This is a genomic window from Terrabacter sp. NPDC000476 (assembly GCF_040300125.1).
Lineage (GTDB): Bacteria > Actinomycetota > Actinomycetes > Actinomycetales > Dermatophilaceae > Terrabacter.
Genome location: NZ_JBEPDF010000001.1, coordinates 1,393,337 through 1,414,852, shown reverse-complemented (window position 1 = coordinate 1,414,852; position 21,516 = coordinate 1,393,337). Strand labels below are relative to the sequence as shown.

Genomic DNA, 21,516 nt, shown 5'->3' with positions numbered 1-21,516 from the left:
CGCGACGAAGGCCGGTCACCCGAGGGTGACCGGCCTCCGTCGTACGCCTGTGGCGCTCACGGGCTCAGAGGGCCGAGCCGGCCTTCCACTTCGCCCAGCTGAGGTTCCAGTCGGAGTAGCCGTTGCCCATCGTCATGGGACGGTCGGTGCCCGTGGTCTCGACGACGTCGCCGATGCGCATCTGGCCGAAGAGCCACTCGCCGTTGGCGTCGCTCATGCCGGTGCAGCCGTGGCTGACGTTGCGGCGCCCCTGGTCGGCGACCGACCACGGCGCGGTGTGCAGGAACTCGCCCGAGTTCGTCACGCGCATGGCGTACTTGACCGGGGTGTCGGCGTAGTAGTTCGGGTCGTCCTTCTTCAGACCGATGGTCTCGGCGCGCATCGTGATGTTCGTCTGCTTGTCCATGATCACCTTGACGCCGGAGCGGGTGGTGAAGCCGGGGCGCCCGCCCGTGATGGGGATGCGCTTGACCTTGGACCCGTTGATGTAGACGTCCATCTGGTCGGTCTTGAGGTTGACCTTGGCGATGACCGAGCGCCCGATGGTGAAGTCGGAGGTGCGGCTCATCTGGCCGTAGCGGTTGCTGCCGGCGGGGACGCCGTTGAGGTCGGCCTCGACGTGGACCTTGGTGCCGGCCTTCCAGTACGTCTTCGGGCGCCAGTGCGCCTCGCGCGAGCTGAGCCAGTACCACGAGCCGGCCTGGGCCGGGGAGGCCGTGACCGACATGTTCTTCTCGAAGCTCTTCTTGTCGGTGACCGGCAGGTCGAACCGGACGACGACGGGCATGCCGACGCCGACCGTGCCCCCGTCTCGCGGGGAGACCGCCACGTAGACCTGGTCGTCGAGCGTCAGCTTCGCGGTCGAGAACGTGCGGGTCGACTCGACGGCCTTGCCGTCGGTGTCGGTGGCCTCCATGGCGAGGGTGTAGGTGACGCCCGGCTCGAGCAGGTCGCCCGCGGTCCACGTGCCGCCCTCGAGGTCACCCTCGACGTCGACCTTCTTGCCCTTCTTGCTCTCGTAGGAGAGCGAGGCCTTGGTCAGCGTGCCCTTCTCGGCCGCGGCGGTGACGCGCGTGTCGACCGCGACGTCCTTCGCCTGCTCGCCCGGCGTCGTCGTGAAGACGACCGGGTCGGTGGTCGGGGTGGGGGTGGGCGTCTCGGAGGGCGTGCTGTCGGACGACGCGCTCGTGGACGGCTTGGTGTTGTCGGCCGTGGCCGAAGCGTTGCAGGCGCTCGCGCCCAGCACGGCCAGCACGGCCACCCCTGACACTGCGGCGGAACGGATGCTCGACTTCACGCGGTAAACCCTTCGCAGACGCACCGCCGGACGCCCCCGGGCGGGACGGGGCGCGGCACGTCGGTAGTGACCCCGACTCCAGTGTCACCCGAAAGGCCCGGATATCCCAAAACCGACGGCGAGTCCAGCCGCCCGCGTGTCGCGCCGTGCCGGGGCCCGGCGGCGCGACACGCGGCGGGCTCAGGCGTCGACGCCCGGACGCACCTCGCGACGCAGGATCTTGCCCGTCGGGCCCTTGGGCAGCTCGTCGAGCGACCAGACGCGGCGCGGGTACTTGTAGGCGGCGAGCCGCTCCTTGACGTAGGTCTGCACGTCCTCGAGCGTCGTCGTCGAACCGGGGCGCAGCACGACCGCCGCGCCCACCTCCTCGCCCATGAGGTCGTCGGGGACGCCGACGACCGCGGCCTCGAGCACGTCGGGGTGGGTGTAGAGCACCTCCTCGACCTCGCGCGGGTAGACGTTCATGCCACCGCGGATGATCATGTCCTTCTTGCGGTCGACGATGGTGAAGTAGCCCTCGTCGTCGACCGTCGCGAGGTCGCCCGAGCGGAACCAGCCGTCGGGGATGGCCTCCTTGGTCGCCTCGGGGCGGTTCCAGTACCCCTTCATGATGTTCTCGCCGCGGATCGCGATCTCACCGATCTCGCCGGCGGGGGTGTCGTTGCCCTCGAGGTCGACGAGCTTCATCTCGCACCCGGGGATGGCGCGCCCGATGGTGCCCGGCTTCGTCGGCTTGTCGGGCATGTTGAACGAGGCGACGGGCGAGGTCTCCGACAGGCCGTAGCCCTCGAGGATCTGGCAGTGGAACTTCTCCTCGAACGCCTTCATGACGGCCTCGGGCATCGCCGAGCCCCCGGACGCACAGGTGCGCAGGCTGCTCGTGTCGGCCTGGTCGGCGTTCGGGTGGTTGAGGATGGCGGCATACATCGTCGGCACGCCCTGGAAGATCGTCACGTGGTCGCGCCCGAGCACCTCGATGGCCTTGGCGGGGTCGAAGCGGGGGATCAGGCTGAGGGTCGACCCGCGCTGCACCGACGTGTTGAGCCCGCACGTCAGGCCGAAGACGTGGAAGAGCGGCAGGCACCCCATGATGACGTCGTCCTCGGTGATCTGCATGATGTCGGCGGCCGAGCGCTCGGCGTTGCGGTGCAGGTTGAAGTGCGTGAGCTCGGCGCCCTTGGGCTTGCCGGTCGTGCCGCTCGTGTAGAGGATCACGGCCGTGTCGTCGTCGGCGCGGTCGACCGGCTCGAGCACGACCTCGTCGCCCGGCACCTCGGGCAGCTGGCCCTCGGCCGGTCCCGTCGGGCCGCACACGACGATGCGGGTGCCGGTCTGCGCGGCCGCCTTGTGCGCCTCCTCGGCGAAGTCCGGCCACACGAAGCTGACCTTCGCGCCCGAGTCCTCGTAGAAGTACTCGATCTCGCCGGCCTTGAGCAGCGGGTTCATCGGCACGACGACCGCGCCCGCGAGCAGGGTGCCGTAGAAGGCGACGGGGTATGCCGGCACGTTCGGCAGGATGAGCGAGACCCGGTCGCCGGGCGTGACCCCGATCGCCCGCAGCTGCGCCGCGACGACCGCCGCCGCCCGGTGCAGCGCCGACCACGACACCTCGAGCTGGTCGAGGCGGATGCCGACCTTGTCGGGGATCCGCCCGGCGGTGGCGACGAGGTTGGCGGCGAGGTTGGTCATGGGTGCTCCTTTGCAGCGACCTGGGCAGACGACGACAGCGACGGCTGCGGCCATTGTTACCCGTGAGTCGTCCGGTGAACAGGGGAGCGGGCCGGACGTGGCGAACGTCGCCCGCGCCCGGCCGTCGGACCCGGCTGGCAGGATGTGCGCGTGAGCGAGAGCAGCGTCCCAGCGCCCGGCCCGACCCCCGTCACCGACGACGTCCCGCCCGAGGTCCACCAGGAGTGGGCCGAGCTCGCCGAGCAGGCCAGCGCCGCGCAGTTCGCCTACCACGTCAAGGACGCGCCCACGATCAGCGACGGCGAGTACGACGCGATCATCCGGCGCCTGGGCGGGATCGAGGAGCAGTTCCCCTCGCTGCGCACGCCCGAGAGCCCGACCCAGAACGTCGGTGGTGCCTCGTTCGCGACCGGGTTCGAGACGGTCGACCACGTCGAGCGCATGCTGAGCCTCGACAACGCCTTCTCCTTCGAGGAGCTGCAGACCTGGGCCGAGCGGGTCGAGCGCGAGGTCGGCTCCGGTGCGCACTTCCTGACCGAGCTGAAGATCGACGGGCTCGCCATCAACCTGCTCTACGAGAAGGGACGCCTCGTGCGCGCCCTGACCCGCGGCGACGGCCGCACCGGCGAGGACGTCACCAACAACGTGCGCACCATCGAGGGCGTGCCGGAGCGCCTGGCCGGCGACGACGTGCCCGAGCTCGTCGAGATCCGCGGCGAGGTCTTCTTCCCGACCGCGGCCTTCGCCGACCTCAACGCGAGCCTCGTCGAGGCCGGCAAGGCCCCCTTCGCCAACCCGCGCAACGCCGCCGCCGGTTCGCTGCGCCAGAAGGACCCCAAGGTGACCGCCACCCGCCCGCTGCGGATGCTCGTGCACGGGATCGGCGCGCGCCGCGGGTTCGACGTCGAGCGCCAGAGCGAGGCGTACGCCGCCCTCCACGGCTGGGGTCTGCCGACCTCCGACGAGGTGCGCGTGCTCGACGACATCGCCGCGGTTCAGGAGTTCGTGACCTACCACGGCGAGCACCGGCACGACCGCGCCCACGAGATCGACGGCATCGTCGTCAAGGTCGACGAGGTGGCCCTCCAGCGCCAGCTCGGAGCCACCTCACGGGCCCCCCGGTGGGCCATCGCCTTCAAGTACCCGCCCGAGGAGGTCAACACCAGGCTGCTCGACATCCGGGTGAACGTCGGGCGCACCGGCCGGGTCACGCCCTACGGCGTCATGCAACCCGTCGTCGTCGCGGGGTCGACCGTCGAGAACGCGACGCTGCACAACGCGTACGAGGTCGAGCGCAAGGGCGTGCTCATCGGCGACACCGTCGTCCTGCGCAAGGCCGGCGACGTGATCCCCGAGATCGTCGGGCCGGTCGTCGACCTGCGCGACGGCACCGAACGGGCCTTCGTCATGCCGACGGAGTGCCCTTCGTGCGGCACGACCCTCGCGCCCGAGAAGGAGGGCGACAAGGACATCCGCTGCCCCAACACGCGCTCGTGCCCGAGCCAGCTGCGCGAGCGGGTCTTCGCGCTCGCCTCACGCAGCGGCCTCGACATCGAGGCCCTCGGCTGGGAGGGCGCGAACGCCCTGCTCGAGTCGGGCGTCGTGACCGACGAGGGCGACCTCTTCGCGCCGCCGGAGGGCAGCCCGCACTCGGGGGAGTACGGCATCACCCGCGAGAAGCTGTCGCGCGTGCCGCTCTACACCCGGGCCGCGAAGAAGACCGACCCGGACGACGCCGTCGTCGAGGGCCGGGTGCTCTCGGCCGGTGGCGAGACGCTGCTCGCCGAGCTCGAGAAGGCCAAGGGGCAGCCGCTCTGGCGCGTCGTCGTCGCGCTCTCGATCCGCCACGTCGGGCCGACGGCCGCACGGGCCCTCGCGACGCACTTCGGCTCGATGGAGGCCATCCGGTCCGCCTCGACCGCGGAGCTCGCCGAGGCCGAGGGGGTCGGTGGGGTCATCGCCGAGGCCGTGACCGCGTGGTTCGAGGTCGACTGGCACCGCGAGATCGTGCGCCGGTGGGCCGATGCCGGGGTCCGCATGGCCGACGAGGTCGACGCGTCGACGCCGCGCACCCTCGAGGGCAAGACGGTCGTCGTCACCGGGTCCCTCGAGGGCTTCTCGCGCGACGAGACGAAGGAGGCCATCATCAGCCGCGGCGGCAAGGCGTCCGGGTCGGTCTCGAAGAAGACCGACTACGTCGTCATCGGGGCGAACGCCGGCTCCAAGGCGGCCAAGGCCGAGGAGCTCGGCCTGACGATCCTCGACGAGGACGGCTTCCGCCGCCTCCTCGAGACCGGTTCCCCCGACTGACCCCAACCGTCGAGAGGCCACTTCTTGTGGGTGCCTCGTGGTCGAGTGGCCACGAGGCTTTGGCGAGTCGTGAGCGTTGGGCAGCAGTCGGCGCGGGCGTATGCCGTGACGTCCTCGTCGCCGACGCCGACCGGCGCTCGGCCAGACCCGCAAGCAGTGGCCGCTCGACGGGTGGGACCCGCGAGGACTGGCCACTCGACGGTGAGGGGGTGGCCTTTGCATGTGCGCTCGCACCACCAAAGTGGCCGAGGTGTGTGTGTCGCCACCGTCACATCGACGGGCCGTCCTCCTAGGCTTGCCCGAAGTTCCCGCCGCCGGCGCCCTGCCGGCGGCCCCGCGACCGCGACACGACGCACGAGGAGGTGCTGGTCTTGACGGCTACCCCGTTGCTCGAGACCCGGGCCCTGACCAAGGAGTTCCGGGGCTTCCGGGCCGTCTCCGGGGTCGACCTGACGGTCGAGCGAGGCACCGTCCACGCCCTGGTCGGGCCCAACGGCGCCGGCAAGACGACGCTCTTCAACCTCCTCACCGGCTTCCTCACGCCGAGCTCCGGTGCGGTGGTCTTCGACGGCCAGGACATCACCGGGAAGGCGCCGGAGCAGATCGCGCCGCTGGGCATCGCCCGGTCGTTCCAGATCACGAGCCTCTTCGAGGCGATGACGCTGCGCGAGCACCTCGAGCTCGCCCTCGCGAGCCCGACCGGCATGGGCCGGCAGTGGTGGCGGTCGGTCTCGCGCCTCGCGACCTTCGGCGACCGCGCCCTGCACCTGCTCGACCGGGTGGGCCTCGCCGACCGGGCCGACGCCCCCGCGTCATCGCTCGCCTACGGCCAGAAGCGCGCGCTCGAGCTCGCCATCGCCCTGGCCCTCGACCCGAAGCTGCTCCTCCTCGACGAGCCGACCGCCGGCATGGGCATCGAGGACGTCGACCGCACCATCGCCCTCGTCAAGGAGCTCGCCGAGGGGCGCACCGTCGTCTTCGTCGACCACAACATGCACGTCGTCGGCTCGCTCGCCGACCGCGTCACGGTGCTCCAGTCGGGCCAGGTGCTCGCAGAGGGGTCCTACGAGCAGGTGCGCGCCGACGAGCGCGTCATCACGGCATACCTCGGAGCAGCCCATGAGTGACGACACCGGCACGACGACGGTCACCACCGATTCCTCTGTGGGGCAGGAGCGCTCGCGAATGCTGGATGTCTCCGGCCTCTCCGCCTGGTACGGCGAGGCCCGCGTGCTGACGGACGTCAGCATCGACGTCGCGGCCGGGGAGGTCGTCACCCTCGTCGGGCGCAACGGCGCGGGCAAGACGACGCTGCTGCGCTCGGTCATGGGGCTGCACCGCCAGATCGAGGGCGCCGTCGGCTTCGACGGCCAGGACCTCACGCGGCGCTCGCCCGACGCCCGCGCCCGCGCCGGGATCGGCTGGGTGCCCGACGACCGTGGCATCTATGCGAGCCTCAGCGTCGCCGAGAACCTGCTGCTGCCCCCGGTCGTGCACGAGGACGCGTGGCCGATCGAGAGGGTCTACGACTTCTTCCCCGTGCTGCACGAGCGCCGCGACTTCCCCGGCACCCGGCTCTCCGGCGGTGAGCAGCAGATGCTCGCCATGGCGCGCGTGCTGCGGATGGGCTCGCGGCTGCTGCTGCTCGACGAGCCGAGCGAGGGCCTCGCTCCCGTCATCGTGCAGCGGATCGGCGAGATCATCCGCGAGATCAAGCAGCAGGGCGTCGGCGTGCTGCTCGTCGAGCAGAACGTGACGTTCGCCGCCACCGTCGCCGACCGCCACTACCTGCTCGCCCAGGGCGCGGTCGTCGAGCACCTCGGCAACGAGGAGTTCCGCTCCCGCAAGAGCGAGCTGCTCACCTACCTCGGGATGTAGCCCCAGCGCCGCTCCCGCCGCCCCGCCGGCCCCGCCGCCCCGGGACCACCCGCCACACCCCACCCCACCCGCGTCACCCGCCATCCCGTCACACCTCGTCACAACCCCAGGAGGGGACATGCGTAGCAGGACAGTCCAGGGCACCGTCGCCATCGCGGCGACCGCGTCGCTCGCGCTCGCCGCGTGCGGAGGGGCCGGCGGCCCCCAGTCCGGCGGATCGAGCAAGCTCACCGACGACAAGGTCGTGCTCGGCCTGCTCAACGACCAGTCGGGCGTCTACAAGGACCTCTCCGGCCCGAACAGCAAGGTCGCCATCGAGATGGCGATCGAGGACTACAAGGCCAAGTACGGCGAGAAGGCCGTCGCGAAGACGATCGAGGTCGTCACGGCGGACCACCAGAACAAGGCCGACGTCGCGAACTCGAAGTCGCAGGAGATGTACGACCGGCAGAAGGCCGACATCATCCTCGACGTGCCGAACTCGGCCGCCGCGCTCGCCGTGGCGACGCAGGCGAAGAACAAGAAGAAGCTCTACATCAACATCGGCGCGGGCACGACGGCCCTGACCGGCGCGAGCTGCAACAAGTACACCTTCCACTGGGCCTACAACACGGCCATGCTCGCGCGCGGCACCGCCGGCACGATCACGAAGGAGGGCGGCACGAGCTGGAACATCGTCTACCCCGACTACGCCTTCGGCCAGGACATGAACAAGTCCTTCAGCTCCGAGGTGACCAAGGCGGGCGGCAGCGTGGGGGCGTCCATCGCCTCGCCGTTCCCGAGCGACAACTTCGCGACCTTCATCACCAAGGCCGGCGAGGGCAGCCCGAAGGTCGTCGGCTCGATGCACGCCGGCGGCGACCTCATCAACTTCGTCAAGCAGTTCAACCAGAGCGCCCTCAAGGGCAAGGTCCAGCTCGCCGTCGGCCTGATGTTCATCACCGACATCCACTCGCTCGGCGTCGACCAGTTCGCCGGCACCCAGTTCACCGACGCGTGGTACTGGAACTTCGACGCCGAGAACAAGAAGTGGGCCGACCGCTTCAAGGAGAAGACAAACACGCGTCCGTCCTTCGCCCACGCGGCCAACTACTCCGCCGCGATGAACTACCTCGAGGCGGTCCAGGAGGCCGGCACCGACGACGCCGACGCGGTCGTGGCCAAGCTCGAGGGCAAGAAGATCAACGACGTCTTCCTGCGCAACGGCGAGGTCCGCAAGGCCGACCACGCCGTGACGCACGACGTCTACCTCGCCAAGGTCAAGAGCTCCGCCCCCGAGGAGTGGGACTACGAGGACATCGAGAAGACCATCCCCGCCGCCGAGGCGTACGGCGAGGCGAACCCCGCCTGCTCGATGAGCTGACCCACCCGCGGGGCGTGCCTCCCGCGCCCGTATGCCGTCCGGCCGCGTCCCAGCGGACGCACCGGACGGCATACGGCCGGGGTCACGGCTCCGCCCCGTCCGGCCTGATCGACCGCGAACGAGCGAGAGACATGAGCGAATTCATCCAGTACACCCTCCAGGGCCTCGCCGCCGGTGGGTTCTACGCGCTGTCAGCGCTGGGGCTCGCCGTCATCTTCGGCGTGCTCGGAGTCGTCAACTTCTCCCACGGTGCCTGCTACATGCTCGGTGCCGTCATCTCCGCGGTGCTGCTCGGTGAGCTGCACGTCGGCTTCTGGGTCGCGCTCGTCGTCGTGCCGATCCTCATGTTCGGCTTCGGGGTGCTCATGGAGCGCCTCCTCGTGCGGTGGCTGCTCGCGCTCGACCCCCTCTACAACTTCCTGCTGACCTTCGGGCTCACGCTGATCCTCGTCGAGGCCGTCAAGCAGCGCTACGGCGTCTCCGGCCTGCCCTACGAGGTGCCCGCCGGGCTCGGTGGCCAGGTCAGCGTCGGCAGCGTCAACCTCGGGGTCTACGCGATCTTCGCGTGCCTCTTCTCCGTCGTCGTGTGCGTCGCCGTCGGCCTGCTCCTCACGCGGACGCGGATCGGGATGATCGTGCGGGCCTCGACCGAGGCGCCCGAGCGCACCCGCGCGCTCGGCATCAACGTCGGCCGGTGGGTGACCCCGGTCTTCGGCTTCGGCATCGCCCTGGCCGGGCTCGCCGGCGTGCTCGCCGCGCCCACGCGGGCCATCACCGCCGAGATGGGCAGCAACTTCATCATCGTGCTCTTCGCCGTCGTCGTCATCGGCGGCCTCGGCTCGATCCTCGGGGCGGTCGTCGCCGGCTTCCTCGTCGGACTCGTCGAGGCCTACGGCATCGCCTACGCCCCCACCTACGCCCAGATCGTCATCTTCGTGCTGATGGCGCTCGTCGTCCTCGTCCGGCCCTCGGGGCTCTTCGGACGGGAGGAGGTCGCATGAGTGAGCAGCTGACCGCCACGGTCGACGTCGACCTGGCCCAACCCTCGATCCTCTCGAGGCGCAACCCGCTCCGCTACGTGCTGCTGCTGGCCGGCCTCGCCGTCGCCGTGCTGCTGCCGTACTGGATCTATCCGCCCGTCGCGATGGACATCCTCTGCTGGGGCCTCTTCGCGATCAGCGTCGACCTGCTGCTCGGGTTCACCGGCCTGCTGAGCTTCGGCCACGCCGCGTTCTGGGGCGGCTCGGCCTACTGCACCGGCCTCATCGCCACGCACTGGGGCGTGCCGTTCCCCGTCGCCGTGCTCGGGGGCGCCCTCTTCTCGATGCTCATCGCCTGGCCGATCGGCTACCTGTCGGTGCGGCGCACCGGGATCTACTTCGCCATGGTGACGCTGGCCTTCGCGCAGATGCTCTACTTCGTCGCCAACCAGGCCCGAGACCTCACCGGCGGCGAGAACGGCCTGCAGGGCATCCCGCGCAGCTTCTTCGGCATCGAGCTCGTCGAGACCGACCCGTTCTACTTCTACTACGTCGGCGCGGCGATGATCCTGCTCGGCGTGCTGCTCGCCTGGCGCGTCGTCAACTCGCCCTTCGGTCGCGTGCTGACGGCCGTGCGCGACAACCCGGACCGGGCCCGCGCGCTCGGCTACGACGTCGAGCGCTACAAGATCACCGCGTTCGTCATCTCCGCCGGTCTCGCCGGCCTCGCCGGTGGCGTCTTCGCGGTCAGCCACCAGTTCGCCTCGCTCCAGGAGCTGATGTGGACGACCTCGGGCAAGGTCGTGCTCGTCACGGTGCTCGGCGGGATCGGCACGCTCTGGGGCGGCCTCGTCGGTGCCGGCGTCGTCGTGACGCTCGAGGACTACCTCGCGAGCTCCGGCTTCGAGGGCATCGGGCTGATCACCGGCACGATCTTCGTCGTCATCGTCCTGCTCTTCCGCCACGGCATCTGGGGCACCGGGCGCAACGTGCTGCGCCGGTGGGTCCTCGACCGGCGCCGGAGGTCTCGCGACTGACCCGGCGCGACCGACCCGGCGCGTCGAAGGGGGTCAGCCGCCGAGCACGCGGCGGGCCAGGCGACCCACCACGAGCCACGCCACGGCGCCGAGCCCCCAGTTGACGAGCGCGTTCTTGACGGCCGAGCCCGCGCCGGTGAAGTGCTTGATGCCGGCCCCGCGGCTGAAGACCCCGAGGTCGGCCCAGTCGGCGGCGTGCAGCACGGCCGCCACGAGCGCGTTCCGGGTGTTCGCCTGGGCGGCGACGAGCAGCGTGCCGAGCAGCAGGGCCGCGGCCGCGAGCAGGCACGCGGTCCAGGCCAGGGTGCCGAGCAGGCGACGCAGGTGCTGCAGGCCGGCGCCGACGACGGATGCCGTCCGGCGCGCGCCCGCCCGCACGCCGGGTGGGCGGGACGACGCGGGTGCGGCGGCGGCGCGCGCGGAGCCGCGGTCCTGTGGTGGGGTCGGCGGGGTCGGCTCGGCTGTGGCGGCCGGCTCGGCTGTGGCGTGCGTGTCGGTGGGCGTGCTCGGGCTCGTCATCGAGGGGGCTCCTTGGGATTGTGCGTGCCGTGCACAACGAGCGACCCCCCGCGGAGGACACGGTGGAGGCGGCGCGGCCGTGTCCCCATAGACTGGCGCGCATGTCATCCCTGTCCCGCGACGACGTCGCCCACTTGGCCGGCCTCGCCCGCATCGAGCTCTCGGACGCCGAGCTCGACCGCATGGTGGGTGAGCTCGGGGTCATCCTCGAGTCCGTGGCCAAGGTCCAGCAGGCCCCCACCGAGGGTGTCGCCCCGATGTCGCACCCGATGCCGCTGACCAACGTGACCCGTCCCGACGTGGTCCGCCCGAGCCTCGGCGCCGACGCCGTGCTCGCCGGTGCGCCCGAGGCCGAGCAGCAGCGCTTCTCGGTGCCGCGCATCCTCGACGAGGACTGAGCCCCACCCAGCCACCGACCTGCCCGCGTGCGTCGTGTCGCCTAGCACCCGGCATACGCCCCCGCCCGTGACGGGCACCCACGAAACCGCTTGTCGCAGCAACGAACCGAAGGCACCGACGTGACCGACCTGCCAACCGACCTGACGAGGGCGACCGCCGCCGACCTGGCCGACGCCCTCGCGAGCAAGACGATCAGCTCCGTGGAGGTGACCCAGGCGCACCTCGACCGCATCGCCGCCGTCGACGGGCAGGTGCACTCCTACCTGCACGTCGACACCGACGGCGCGCTCGCGCAGGCGCGCGCGATCGACGAGCGGCGGCAGTCCGGCGAGAGCCTCGGGGCGCTCGCCGGCGTGCCGATCGCCGTCAAGGACGTCATGACGACCAAGGGCGTGCCGACGACGTGCGGCAGCCGCATCCTCGAGGGCTGGGTGCCGCCCTACGACGCGACCGTCGTGACGAAGCTGCGCGAGGCCGGCCTGCCCATCCTCGGCAAGACGAACATGGACGAGTTCGCGATGGGCTCCTCGACCGAGCACTCGGCCTACGGCCCGTCGCACAACCCGTGGGACCTCGATCGCATCCCCGGCGGCTCTGGCGGTGGCTCGAGCTCGGTGCTCGCCTCGTTCCAGGCGCCGCTCGCGACCGGCACCGACACCGGCGGCTCGATCCGCCAGCCGGCCGCCGTCACCGCGACCGTCGGCACGAAGCCGACCTACGGCGGCGTCTCGCGCTACGGGCTCGTAGCCCTCGCCAGCTCGCTCGACCAGGCCGGCCCGTGCGGACGCACCGTGCTCGACACGGCCCTGCTGCACGCGGTCATGGGCGGCCACGACCCGATGGACTCGACGTCGATCGACGCGCCGGTGCCGCCGGTCGTCGAGGCGGCCCGCGCGGCCGAGGTGCGCGGCATGCGGATCGGCGTCGTCAAGGAGCTGGGCGGCGAGGGCTACCAGCCCGGCGTCCGTGCGCGGTTCGACGAGTCGGTCGCGCTGCTCGAGGAGCTCGGGGCCGAGGTCGTCGAGGTGAGCTGCCCGAACTTCGAGTACGCGCTGGCTGCCTACTACCTCATCCTCCCGAGCGAGGCCTCGAGCAACCTCGCGAAGTTCGACGCGATGCGCTACGGCATGCGGGTGCTCCCGGAGGGCGTCGACGCCCCGAGCGCCGAGCAGGTCATGGCGGCCACCCGCGACGCCGGCTTCGGCGACGAGGTCAAGCGCCGCATCATCCTCGGCACCTACGCGCTGAGCTCCGGCTACTACGACGCCTACTACGGCTCGGCGCAGAAGGTCCGCGCCCTCATCGCCCAGGACTTCGACGCGGCGTACGAGAAGGTCGACGTGCTCGTCAGCCCGACGGCCCCGACCACGGCCTTCAAGCTCGGCGACAAGCTCGAGGACCCGATGGCCATGTACCTCAACGACATCGCCACGATCCCGGCCAACCTCGCGGGCGTGCCGGGCATGTCGATCCCGTCCGGCCTCGCCGACGAGGACGGGCTGCCGGCCGGCATCCAGATCCTCGCCCCGGCCACCAAGGACGAGCGCCTCTACTCCGTGGGCGCCGCCCTCGAGAAGGCCCTCGTCGACCGCTGGGGCGGTCCGATCCTCGACCGCGCGCCCTCGCTGGGTGGCGCCGCTGCTGCGAAGGGAGCCTGACATGAGCACGGCCACCGCCGACGCCGTCATGGACTACGACGAGGCCATGGGCAGGTTCGACCCCGTCATGGGCCTCGAGGTCCACGTCGAGCTGCACACCGCCACGAAGATGTTCTGCGGCTGCCCCACGGAGTTCGGCGCCGAGCCGAACTCGCAGGTCTGCCCCGTCTGCCTCGGCCTGCCCGGCGCGCTGCCGGTCGTCAACGAGAAGGCCGTCGAGTCGGCCATCCGGATCGGCCTCGCGCTCAACTGCGAGATCGCCGAGTGGTGCCGCTTCGCGCGGAAGAACTACTTCTACCCGGACATGCCGAAGAACTTCCAGACGTCGCAGTACGACGAGCCGATCGCCTACGAGGGCCACCTCGACGTCGAGCTCGAGGACGGCACCGTCTACCGCGTCGAGATCGAGCGCGCGCACATGGAGGAGGACACCGGCAAGTCGCTGCACATCGGCGGCGCGACGGGCCGCATCCACGGCGCCGACCACTCGCTCGTCGACTACAACCGCGCCGGCATCCCGCTCATCGAGATCGTCACCAAGCCGATGGTCGGGGCGGGGGAGCGCGCGCCCGAGGTCGCCAGGGCCTACGTCTCGGCGCTGCGCGACCTGCTGCGCGCCCTCGACGTCAGCGACGTCAAGATGGAGCAGGGCTCGATGCGCTGCGACGCCAACGTCTCGCTGCGACCGCGCGTCGGTGCGCCGCTCGACGAGGCCCAGCTCGCCGTGCCGCTCGGCACCCGCACCGAGACGAAGAACGTCAACTCGCTCCGCTCCGTCGAGCGGGCGGTGCGCTACGAGATCTCGCGCCACGCGGCGATCCTCGACGGCGGCGGCTCGATCCTGCAGGAGACGCGCCACTGGCACGAGGACACCGGCATCACGACGTCCGGCCGCGTCAAGTCCGACGCCGAGGACTACCGCTACTTCCCCGAGCCCGACCTCGTGCCCGTCGCACCCTCGCGCGAGACGGTCGAGGCGCTGCGCGGCACCCTGCCCGAGCCCCCCGGCCTGCGTCGGAAGCGGCTCCAGTCCGACTGGGCCTACAGCGATCTCGAGATGCGCGACGTCGTCAACGCCGGTGCGGTCGAGCTCATCTCGGAGACGGTGGCGGCCGGTGCCAGCCCCGCTGCGGCCCGCAAGTGGTGGCTCGGCGAGCCGTCGCGCCGGGCCAACGCCGAGGGCCAGGACATCGTGACCTACGCCGCCGGGCTGGGCCTGACGCCCGCGCACGTCGCCGAGCTCGACGGGCTCGTGACGGCGGGACGTCTCAACGACTCGATGGCCCGCCAGGTGCTCGACGGCGTGCTCGCCGGCGAGGGCACCCCGACGGCCGTCGCCGACGCGCGCGGCCTCGAGCTGGTGCAGGACGACGGTGCCCTCGAGGCGGCCGTCGACGAGGTCATCGCGGCCAACCCCGACGTGGCGGCGAAGATCCGCGACGGCAAGGTGGCCGCCGCCGGGGCGCTCATCGGGCAGGTCATGAAGGCGATGAAGGGGCAGGCCGACGCCGGCAAGGCCCGCGAGATCATCCTCTCCAAGCTCACCCCCTGACACCGTCGAGAGGCCACTCTTCGTGGGTCCGACCCCGTCGAGTGGCCACTCGGTGTGACGTGCCGGTATGCCGTCCGCCGCGCGTGGCGGCATACGGTGGCCTTTCGACGCGCGAGGACCCACACGAAGTGGCCTCTCGACGTTCGCGTGGTGACGCGTACCTGGCCCCCGACGGGGTGGGTCAGCGGGAGCCGACGTCGGCGAGCGGGAGCGAGACGAGCCGGTCGGCACCGTCGTTGTTGCTCGTCGTGACCCACGCGCGGCCCGCGACGAACCGGATGTCGCGGATGCGCCCGTAGGTGCCCTGCAGGTGCCGGGTCGGCGTGCCCGCCGTGCCGTCGGCGTTCACCGGCACGCGCCACACCGACTGCCCGCGCAGCGCGGCCATGTAGACCGCGCCGTCGGGCCCGACCGCGATGCCGCTCGGCGACATCTCCGACGTCGGCCACTGGGCGACGGGGTCGATGAAGTCGGGTTCGCCGGCCTTGCCCTCGACCTCGGGCCAGCCGTAGTTGCCACCGGGCGTGATGAGGTTGAGCTCGTCCTCGGTGTTCTGTCCGAACTCGCTGGCCCACAAGCGTTTCCGGCTGTCCCACGCAAGGCCCTGGACGTTTCGGTGACCGTAGGACCAGATCGGCGACCCGCCGAACGGGTTGCCGGGCGCGGGGTCTCCCTGCCGCGTGATGCGCAGGATCTTGCCCCCGAGCGACCCGAGGTTCTGCGACAGCGAGGTGTCGCCCGCCTCGCCGGTGCCGACGTAGAGGTAGCCGTCGGGACCGAAGGCGATGCGGCCGCCGTTGTGGTTGCGGCCCCGGGGGATGCCGGTGAAGATCACGTCCGGCTCGCCCAGCGTGCCGTCGCGCCACGGCACGGCCGCGATGCGGTTGTCGTTGTCGGTCGAGTAGTAGGCGTAGACGGTCGGGTCGGTCGCGAAGTCGGCCGCGACGGCGAGCCCGAGCAGGCCGCCCTCACCCTCCGTGCGCGTGATGGGCAGGCGACCGGCGACGGTGGACCGGCCTCCCGATCCGGGCTTCGGCACGAGGTGCACGCGGCCCGTGTTGCGCTCGCTGACGAGGGCGCTGCCGTCGGGCAGCACCACCACCGACCAGGCGATGTCGAGGCCCCCGAGCAGCGTCACCGGCCCGGTCGGCCGGGGGGTCGGGGTGCTCGTCGGCGCCGCGGACGTCGTCGCGGTGCTGGTCCCCGACGTCGTCGTGCCGGTGCTGCCACCGGTGCCTGCGGACCCGTCGCTGCCGGCCCCGGTGGTCGTCGAGACGTCGTCGGCCGACGGTCCCGGCTGCGGCGACGAGCAGGCCGACGCGCCGGCTGACACGAGCAGGGCGGCGGCGACGCCGCCGGCGAGGGCGCGGCGCAGCGATCGGGACGGGGACGGCATACCCCATTGTGTCCCACGGCAGCACGCGGAACGCCCGGGCACGGCCGTCGATCCGGGTCGGGCTCAGGCCCCGCGGCGCTCGAGGGTCTCGACGAGCCCGCGCTCGACGTCGGGGTGGGTGACGCCGGACGCCACGACGCGGCGCGCGGCGTCGAGGTCGCCGGTGATGGCGCGGAAGAGCACGAGCAGGTCGATGTCGTGCTCCGGCCGCTCGACCTCGATCGGCGTGCCGACGGCGAGGACGCCGGGGGTCACGACCGACAGGTAGGCGCCGGTGCGTCCGGCCTCGCTGAAGCGGCGCACCCACCGCGGCTCGCCCATGTGCTTCGCGAAGGTGCGGCACGGCATGCGGGGCACCTCGACCCGCAGCACGACCTCGCCGATGCGCCACGTCTCGCCGACGAGCGCGTGCGTGGTGTCGACGCCCGACGTCGTGAGGTTCTCGCCGAAATCGCCTGCCGCGATGGGCCGTCCGATCTGCTCCGCCCACCACAGCTGGTCCTCGCGGGAGTAGGCGTAGACGGCCTGCAGCGACCCGCCGTGGTGCTTGGGGTTGCCGATCTCGTCGCCGACGACACCGCTGCCGAGGCCGCCGTGCTTCGGCCCGGGGTCGCGCACCTCCGCCGTGTCGACGGGCGCCTTGGCGATGGCGGTGGGCCGGCCGCCCCCCGGCGGCGGGGTGCGTCGCCCGGACCGGAGGGACAGGACGTGGGGGAGCGCGCTCACGCCGGTGAGCCTAGCCCGGGCGAGCCGCACGCCTCGCCGCACGTCACGTCCCCGCCGCACGTCACGTCCCCGCCGCACCAGGGCGGGGTGCGTCGCCTAGCGTGGGTGCATGCCGACCTCCCCGCTCGTCGTGTCCGTGCCCGAAGCCGAGTACGCGGAGGCGCTCGCCGACCTCGACGGCGTCGACGCCGTCGTCTGGGACATGGCGGCGCCGCACCCCCGCGGTGCCGAGATCCGGTATGCCGTGATGCCCTACATGACCTCCCTCGACCTCGCGCAGGTGACGCAGGGCCTGACCGCGCTCGGGGTCGTGCAGCTGCAGAGCGCCGGCTACGAGCAGTACGCCGACGTCGTGCCGGACGGCGTGACGCTGTGCAACGCCGCAGGGGTGCACGACGCCTCGACCGCCGAGCTCGCCCTCACCCTGACGCTGGCCTCGATCCGCGACGTGCCGGAGTTCGTGTCCGCGCAGGCGGCGCGCCACTGGGCGCCGCTGCGGCTGCGCACGGCGCTCGCCGACCGGAAGGTGCTCGTCGTCGGCTACGGCCGCATCGGCCGCGCCATCGCGAGCCGGTTCGCGCCCTTCGAGGTGACGGTGACGGCGGTCGCGTCGCGCGCCCGGGCGGGCGACGACCTCGTCGAGCACGTGCACGGCATCGACGAGCTGCCTGCCCTGCTGCCGGAGCACGACGTCGTCGTCGTCATCGTGCCGCTGACCGAGGCCACCCGACGCCTCTTCGACGCGGCCGCCCTCGCCCGGATGCCGGACGGCTCGCTGCTCGTCAACGTGGCCCGCGGGCCCGTCGTCGACACGGACGCGCTCGTGGCGGAGTGCGCGTCGGGTCGGCTCCGCGCGGCCCTCGACGTCACCGACCCGGAACCGCTGCCGGAGGACCACCCGCTCTGGACGACGCCGGGGGTGCTGCTCACGCCGCACGTGGGGGGAGCGACCGACGCGATGCGCCCGCGGGCCAAGGCCCTCGTGCGCGCCCAGGTGGAGGCGCTGCTCGCCGTGCGGCCGGTCGACAACGCCGTCGTCGGACCCTTGTCGACCCACGACGGGTAGTGGACACTGTCAACATGACCGAGACCATCGTCGCCATCGGCACCCGCAAGGGCCTGTGGATCGCCCGCAGCAGCGACCGGGCGGAGTGGACCCTGGAAGGCCCGCACTTCCTCATGAGCGAGGTCGCCTCCGTCGCCGTCGACACCCGGGAGGGCCGCTCGACCGTGCTCGCCGGCGTCAAGTCGTGGCACTGGGGACCAACCGTCCAGGTCAGCACCGACGCCGGCCGCACGTGGACCGAGAGCGCGGAGCGCGCCCTCGCGTTCCCGACCGACACCGACACCGCCCTCGAGCGGGTCTGGCAGCTGACGCCCGATCCCAACGACGCCGACGTCGTCTGGGCCGGCGTCGAGCCGCACGCGCTCTTCCGCAGCACCGACCGCGGCGACCACTACGAGCTCGTCCGGGGGCTCTGGGACCACCCGCACCGCCCGACGTGGGAGCCGGGCTTCGGCGGCGGTGCCGTCCACACCATCGTCCCCGAGCCGGGGCACCCCGAGAACCTCCTCGTCGCGATGAGCGCGGGCGGCGTCTACCGCTCGGGCGACGGCGGCGGGTCGTGGGAGGCGAGCAACCCCGGCATCCGCGCCTACTTCATGCCCGACGACGAGTACCCCGAGTACGGCCAGTGCGTGCACAAGGTGGCCCGCGGCTCGGCCGAGGGTGAGCTCTACGCCCAGAACCACAAGGGCGTCTACCGCTCCGACGACAACGGGCGCACGTGGAGCTCGATCGCCGACGGGCTGCCCACCGACTTCGGGTTCACCATCCTCGCCCACCCGCGCCGGCCCGGCGTCGTCTGGAACGTGCCCGTCGCCGACGACGGCGAGCGCATCCCGCCCGGCGCCCAGCTGCAGGTGCAGCGCTCCGACGACGGGGGAGCCCACTGGCGTGAGCAGAGCGTCGGCCTTCCCGCGCACAGCTTCACCTGCGTGCTGCGCGACGCCGCCGCCCTCGACGAGGCCGACCCCGTCGGGGTCTACCTCGGCACGCGCAACGGCGACGTCTTCGCATCCTCCGACGAGGGCGAGTCCTTCACCCGCATCGCCACCCAACTGCCCGATGTCCTCGTCGTACGCGCAGCCCAGATCGCCTGAGAAGACAGGGATTCCGTATGCCGTCCGCCGTCCGTGTCATCCTGCCCGGCATGTTGCGCGACCTCGTGGGCGGGGTGAGCGAGATCGAGGTCGACTCGCCCGCCGAGTCGCAGACCGTCGCCGAGCTGCTCGACCGAGCATTCGCCGAGCACCGCATCCTCGACGGCAAGGTGCGCGACGAGCGCGGCCAGATCCGCCGGCACGTCAAGGTGTTCGTCAACGGTGAGGACGCGACGCGCGGGGCCGGGGTGGGGACCGACGTGCCGGCCGGCGCGCGCGTCCACATCATCAACGCCGTCTCGGGCGGCTGACCAGGGAGCGCGGACCGGGGCGCCGCTCGCTCCGTGGCGCGCCGACGGACGACCGCCGGTGAATCGGGCGGGACGCCACGGAACAGCGCCGCGCGGGGACTCGCGCCACGCGGGCGACCAACGGTCGCCCGCCGGCCAGGACGCCCCGCCTCGGTCAGATCGGGTGGGCCGGATCAGTCCGTGTCGGCGCCCAGGGCGAGCGGGAACCTCGCCACCAGCGTCGTGCCACCTTCGGGGGGCGAGGTGAGCAGCAGGGTGCCGCCGAGCGTGCGCAGGGTGTCCTCCAGCAGGCGCAGCCCCAGGTGGCCCTCGGCGACCGCGGCGTCGAGGCCGCCCTCGCCGAGCCCGCGCCCGTCGTCGCGCACCTCGATGCAGACGCGCCCGTCCTCGACCGTGCCGACGACCTGCACCGCCTGCGCGTGGGCGTGCTTCGTGACGTTGCGCAGCCCCTCGCGCACGACCCGGTAGGTCAGGCGTGCCACCGCCACGTCGCCGTCGATGCCCGGGTCGAGGCGAACGTCGACCACGGTGCCCGACTGGCGCAGTCGCTCGGCCAGCTCCTCGACCGCGACGGTCAGGCCCCCGCGCTCGAGGTCCGCGGGGTAGAGGTCGGTGAGCAGGTGCCTGACGCCGACCATCCCGCGGGCGAGGTCGTCCTGGGCCCGGTCGAGAACCTCGCGGGCGCCGGTGGCCTCCGCGGGCACGGCCGCGGCGACGGTGGGCAGCGAGTAGCGCAGGCCGATGATGTCCTGCACGATGCCGTCGTGGAGGTCCTCCGCGATCCGCCGGCGCTCGAGGTCCGAGGCGGACAGGGCGTGCCGCACCATCGCCTCGCGCTCGGCGAGCCCCCGGTCGACGCGGCGGGCGAGGGAGAGCGCGAGCGGCAGCAGGGTGGCGGCCAGCACGAGCAGCGCGCCGAGCCCGAGCCCGGTGAACCGCCAGCGGATGTCGCCGACGTCCTGCTGGATGCGCTCGGTCGGCCAGTAGGCCTCGAAGACGAGCGGGCTGCCGTCGTCGGCGTGGAAGCCGACGTAGACCTCGATGAGGCGCCCGTCGCCGCGCTCCTGCGCGTTCTCGGCCTTGTCGAGCTCCGACACCTCGGCCGTGACGGCCGTCGTGCCGAAGAGGGATGCCACGTCCTCGTCGAGCTCGTAGCTCGAGCCGTTCACCGCCGGCTCGTCGGACCAGACGACGCGGCCCGTCTCGGTCCAGATCTTCATGTGGGTGATGGAGCCGTCGGCCATCCGGGACCGCATGAACCGGGCCAGCGTGGCCGTGGCGTCGGGCTCCTGCCGCAGCACGCGGGCGTCGACGAGCGGCGCCACGACGGCCGTCGCGTATGCCGTGCTCCGCGAGGACGCCTCGCGCACCGCGAGCTGCTCGGCCAGCGGCTGCGACAACAGCACGGTGGCTGCCGCGGCGAGCGCGAGGGCCACGAGGCTGGCCACGACGAAGCGGATCGTGGCGTGGCGGAGCACGGATGACGACCGCTCGGTGGCTGTGGTCAAGGTCGGGCTCCAGGTCAGTGGTCGTCGTCGAGTCGGATCAGCCTACGGCGCAAGGCGATCACGACCGCCTCGAGCTGGCTGTGCGCGTCGAGCTTGACGAGCAGGCTCTTCACGTGGCCCCGGGTGGTCGAGACCGAGATGCCGAGGCGGCGCGCGATGGCCGTGGGGTCGCGCCCCTGCGCGAGCAGCTCGAGCACCTCCATCTCGCGGGCCGTGAGCAGCGGGTCGGGCTCGCGCCCCGACGGGCCGGCCCCCATCAGCCGGCGCAGCAGCACCGGATGGACGGCGAACCCGTCGCGCGGCACGCTGCGCACGGTCGTGATCAGCTCGGTGAGCGCCTCGCCCTTCGGCAGCACGGCGCACGCCCCGGCCTCGGCTGCCCGGGCGAGCAGCGCGTGGTCGACGTGGGCGGTGAGCACGACGACACGCAGCTCGGGTCGGCGCGCCACGAGGCGCTGCGTCAGCTCGATGCCGTCGCCGTCCTCGAGCCGCACGTCCATGACGACGACGTCCGGCACGAGGGTCGCCACGAGCCGCTCGGCCTCGACGGAACCGTGCGCGGTGCCGACGCACTCCATGTCCGGCTCGCCCGAGACGGCGAGCGACAGGGCGTCCGCGACCGTGCGGTGGTCGTCGACGACCACCACCCGCAACAGAGCTGACGACACGAAGCCCCCTTCGTCGCCCGGGCACGCACCCCCTGCGGCCCCCGGCCAGTATCACGGCCGGA

General features: G+C 72.1%; 19 protein-coding genes. 12 read left to right on the top strand and 7 right to left on the bottom strand.

The window, feature by feature from the left end; genetic code table 11:
* Nucleotides 1-64 precede the first annotated feature (64 nt).
* Together ABT295_RS06585 and ABT295_RS06580 are read right to left on the bottom strand one after the other, a co-directional pair.
* Entirely contained in the window at nt 65-1,297 is a 1,233-nt protein-coding gene (locus tag ABT295_RS06585; RefSeq protein ID WP_352393598.1) for a L,D-transpeptidase, read from the bottom strand.
* A 180-nt stretch (nt 1,298-1,477) separates the two neighbouring features.
* On the bottom strand, nt 1,478-2,986 hold the full coding sequence (locus ABT295_RS06580) for a long-chain-fatty-acid--CoA ligase (RefSeq protein ID WP_352393597.1): 1,509 nt from the start codon (nt 2,984-2,986) through the stop codon (nt 1,478-1,480).
* Nucleotides 2,987-3,136: 150 nt separating this feature from the next.
* On the opposite strand from ABT295_RS06580, the gene ligA reads away from it, so the two are divergent.
* The 6 genes from ligA (at nt 3,137) to ABT295_RS06550 (ending at nt 10,554) form a co-directional block, all read left to right on the top strand.
* The gene (ligA, locus tag ABT295_RS06575; RefSeq protein WP_352393596.1) at nt 3,137-5,296 is read left to right on the top strand and encodes an NAD-dependent DNA ligase LigA; all 2,160 of its coding nucleotides are present in this window, start codon (nt 3,137-3,139) and stop codon (nt 5,294-5,296) included.
* A 371-nt stretch (nt 5,297-5,667) separates the two neighbouring features.
* Nucleotides 5,668-6,423, top strand: coding sequence for an ABC transporter ATP-binding protein (locus ABT295_RS06570; protein WP_352393595.1), 756 nt, complete (start codon nt 5,668-5,670; stop codon nt 6,421-6,423).
* The gene (locus tag ABT295_RS06565; RefSeq protein WP_352393594.1) at nt 6,416-7,174 is read left to right on the top strand and encodes an ABC transporter ATP-binding protein; all 759 of its coding nucleotides are present in this window, start codon (nt 6,416-6,418) and stop codon (nt 7,172-7,174) included. The genes ABT295_RS06570 and ABT295_RS06565 overlap by 8 nt, the downstream gene beginning before the upstream one ends.
* A gap of 118 nt (nt 7,175-7,292) precedes the next feature.
* Nucleotides 7,293-8,537, top strand: a complete 1,245-nt coding sequence (locus ABT295_RS06560) for an ABC transporter substrate-binding protein (protein WP_352393593.1) — start codon at nt 7,293-7,295, stop codon at nt 8,535-8,537.
* 131 nt (nt 8,538-8,668) lie between these two features.
* Nucleotides 8,669-9,538 carry a branched-chain amino acid ABC transporter permease gene (locus ABT295_RS06555; protein WP_345506964.1) on the top strand — a complete coding sequence of 290 codons (870 nt, stop codon included), beginning with the start codon at nt 8,669-8,671 and terminating at the stop codon, nt 9,536-9,538.
* On the top strand, nt 9,535-10,554 hold the full coding sequence (locus tag ABT295_RS06550) for a branched-chain amino acid ABC transporter permease (RefSeq protein WP_352393592.1): 1,020 nt from the start codon (nt 9,535-9,537) through the stop codon (nt 10,552-10,554). Before ABT295_RS06555 ends, ABT295_RS06550 begins: the two co-directional genes overlap by 4 nt.
* Nucleotides 10,555-10,587: 33 nt before the next feature.
* Here ABT295_RS06550 and ABT295_RS06545 read toward each other — a convergent pair whose 3' ends face one another.
* Nucleotides 10,588-11,073 (bottom strand): hypothetical protein, encoded by a 486-nt coding sequence (locus ABT295_RS06545; protein ID WP_352393591.1) that lies wholly within the window; start codon nt 11,071-11,073, stop codon nt 10,588-10,590.
* A gap of 101 nt (nt 11,074-11,174) precedes the next feature.
* Between ABT295_RS06545 and gatC the strand changes: the two genes are divergently transcribed.
* From gatC to gatB, 3 genes are all read left to right on the top strand, one after another.
* On the top strand, nt 11,175-11,471 hold the full coding sequence (gene gatC, locus ABT295_RS06540) for an Asp-tRNA(Asn)/Glu-tRNA(Gln) amidotransferase subunit GatC (protein ID WP_352393590.1): 297 nt from the start codon (nt 11,175-11,177) through the stop codon (nt 11,469-11,471).
* Between the two features lie 129 nt (nt 11,472-11,600).
* Nucleotides 11,601-13,130, top strand: coding sequence for an Asp-tRNA(Asn)/Glu-tRNA(Gln) amidotransferase subunit GatA (gene gatA / locus ABT295_RS06535; RefSeq protein WP_352394696.1), 1,530 nt, complete (start codon nt 11,601-11,603; stop codon nt 13,128-13,130).
* 1 nt (nt 13,131) lies between these two features.
* Nucleotides 13,132-14,682, top strand: a complete 1,551-nt coding sequence (gene gatB / locus ABT295_RS06530; protein WP_352393589.1) for an Asp-tRNA(Asn)/Glu-tRNA(Gln) amidotransferase subunit GatB — start codon at nt 13,132-13,134, stop codon at nt 14,680-14,682.
* 181 nt (nt 14,683-14,863) lie between these two features.
* On the opposite strand, the gene ABT295_RS06525 is transcribed toward gatB, so the two are convergent.
* A complete protein-coding gene (locus ABT295_RS06525; RefSeq protein ID WP_352393588.1) occupies nt 14,864-16,078 on the bottom strand; it encodes a PQQ-dependent sugar dehydrogenase in 1,215 nt (404 codons plus the stop codon).
* A gap of 63 nt (nt 16,079-16,141) precedes the next feature.
* Nucleotides 16,142-16,804, bottom strand: coding sequence for an MOSC domain-containing protein (locus ABT295_RS06520; protein WP_352393587.1), 663 nt, complete (start codon nt 16,802-16,804; stop codon nt 16,142-16,144).
* A gap of 109 nt (nt 16,805-16,913) precedes the next feature.
* Here ABT295_RS06520 and ABT295_RS06515 point away from each other — a divergent pair, with 109 nt between their 5' ends.
* The 3 genes from ABT295_RS06515 to ABT295_RS06505 are packed head-to-tail and all read left to right on the top strand — an operon-like array spanning nt 16,914 to nt 19,278.
* Nucleotides 16,914-17,870, top strand: coding sequence for a 2-hydroxyacid dehydrogenase (locus ABT295_RS06515; RefSeq protein ID WP_352393586.1), 957 nt, complete (start codon nt 16,914-16,916; stop codon nt 17,868-17,870).
* Between the two features lie 14 nt (nt 17,871-17,884).
* Nucleotides 17,885-18,967 (top strand): WD40/YVTN/BNR-like repeat-containing protein, encoded by a 1,083-nt coding sequence (locus ABT295_RS06510; RefSeq protein WP_352393585.1) that lies wholly within the window; start codon nt 17,885-17,887, stop codon nt 18,965-18,967.
* A 17-nt stretch (nt 18,968-18,984) separates the two neighbouring features.
* Nucleotides 18,985-19,278, top strand: a complete 294-nt coding sequence (locus ABT295_RS06505; RefSeq protein WP_352393584.1) for a MoaD/ThiS family protein — start codon at nt 18,985-18,987, stop codon at nt 19,276-19,278.
* 173 nt (nt 19,279-19,451) lie between these two features.
* Here the strand turns inward: ABT295_RS06505 and ABT295_RS06500 are convergent, their stop codons facing one another.
* Together ABT295_RS06500 and ABT295_RS06495 are read right to left on the bottom strand one after the other, a co-directional pair.
* Nucleotides 19,452-20,786: a sensor histidine kinase gene (locus ABT295_RS06500; RefSeq protein WP_352393583.1), complete on the bottom strand. Its 1,335-nt coding sequence runs from the start codon at nt 20,784-20,786 to the stop codon at nt 19,452-19,454.
* A gap of 14 nt (nt 20,787-20,800) precedes the next feature.
* Entirely contained in the window at nt 20,801-21,454 is a 654-nt protein-coding gene (locus ABT295_RS06495; protein ID WP_352393582.1) for a response regulator transcription factor, read from the bottom strand.
* Between the last annotated feature and the right edge of the window lie 62 nt (nt 21,455-21,516).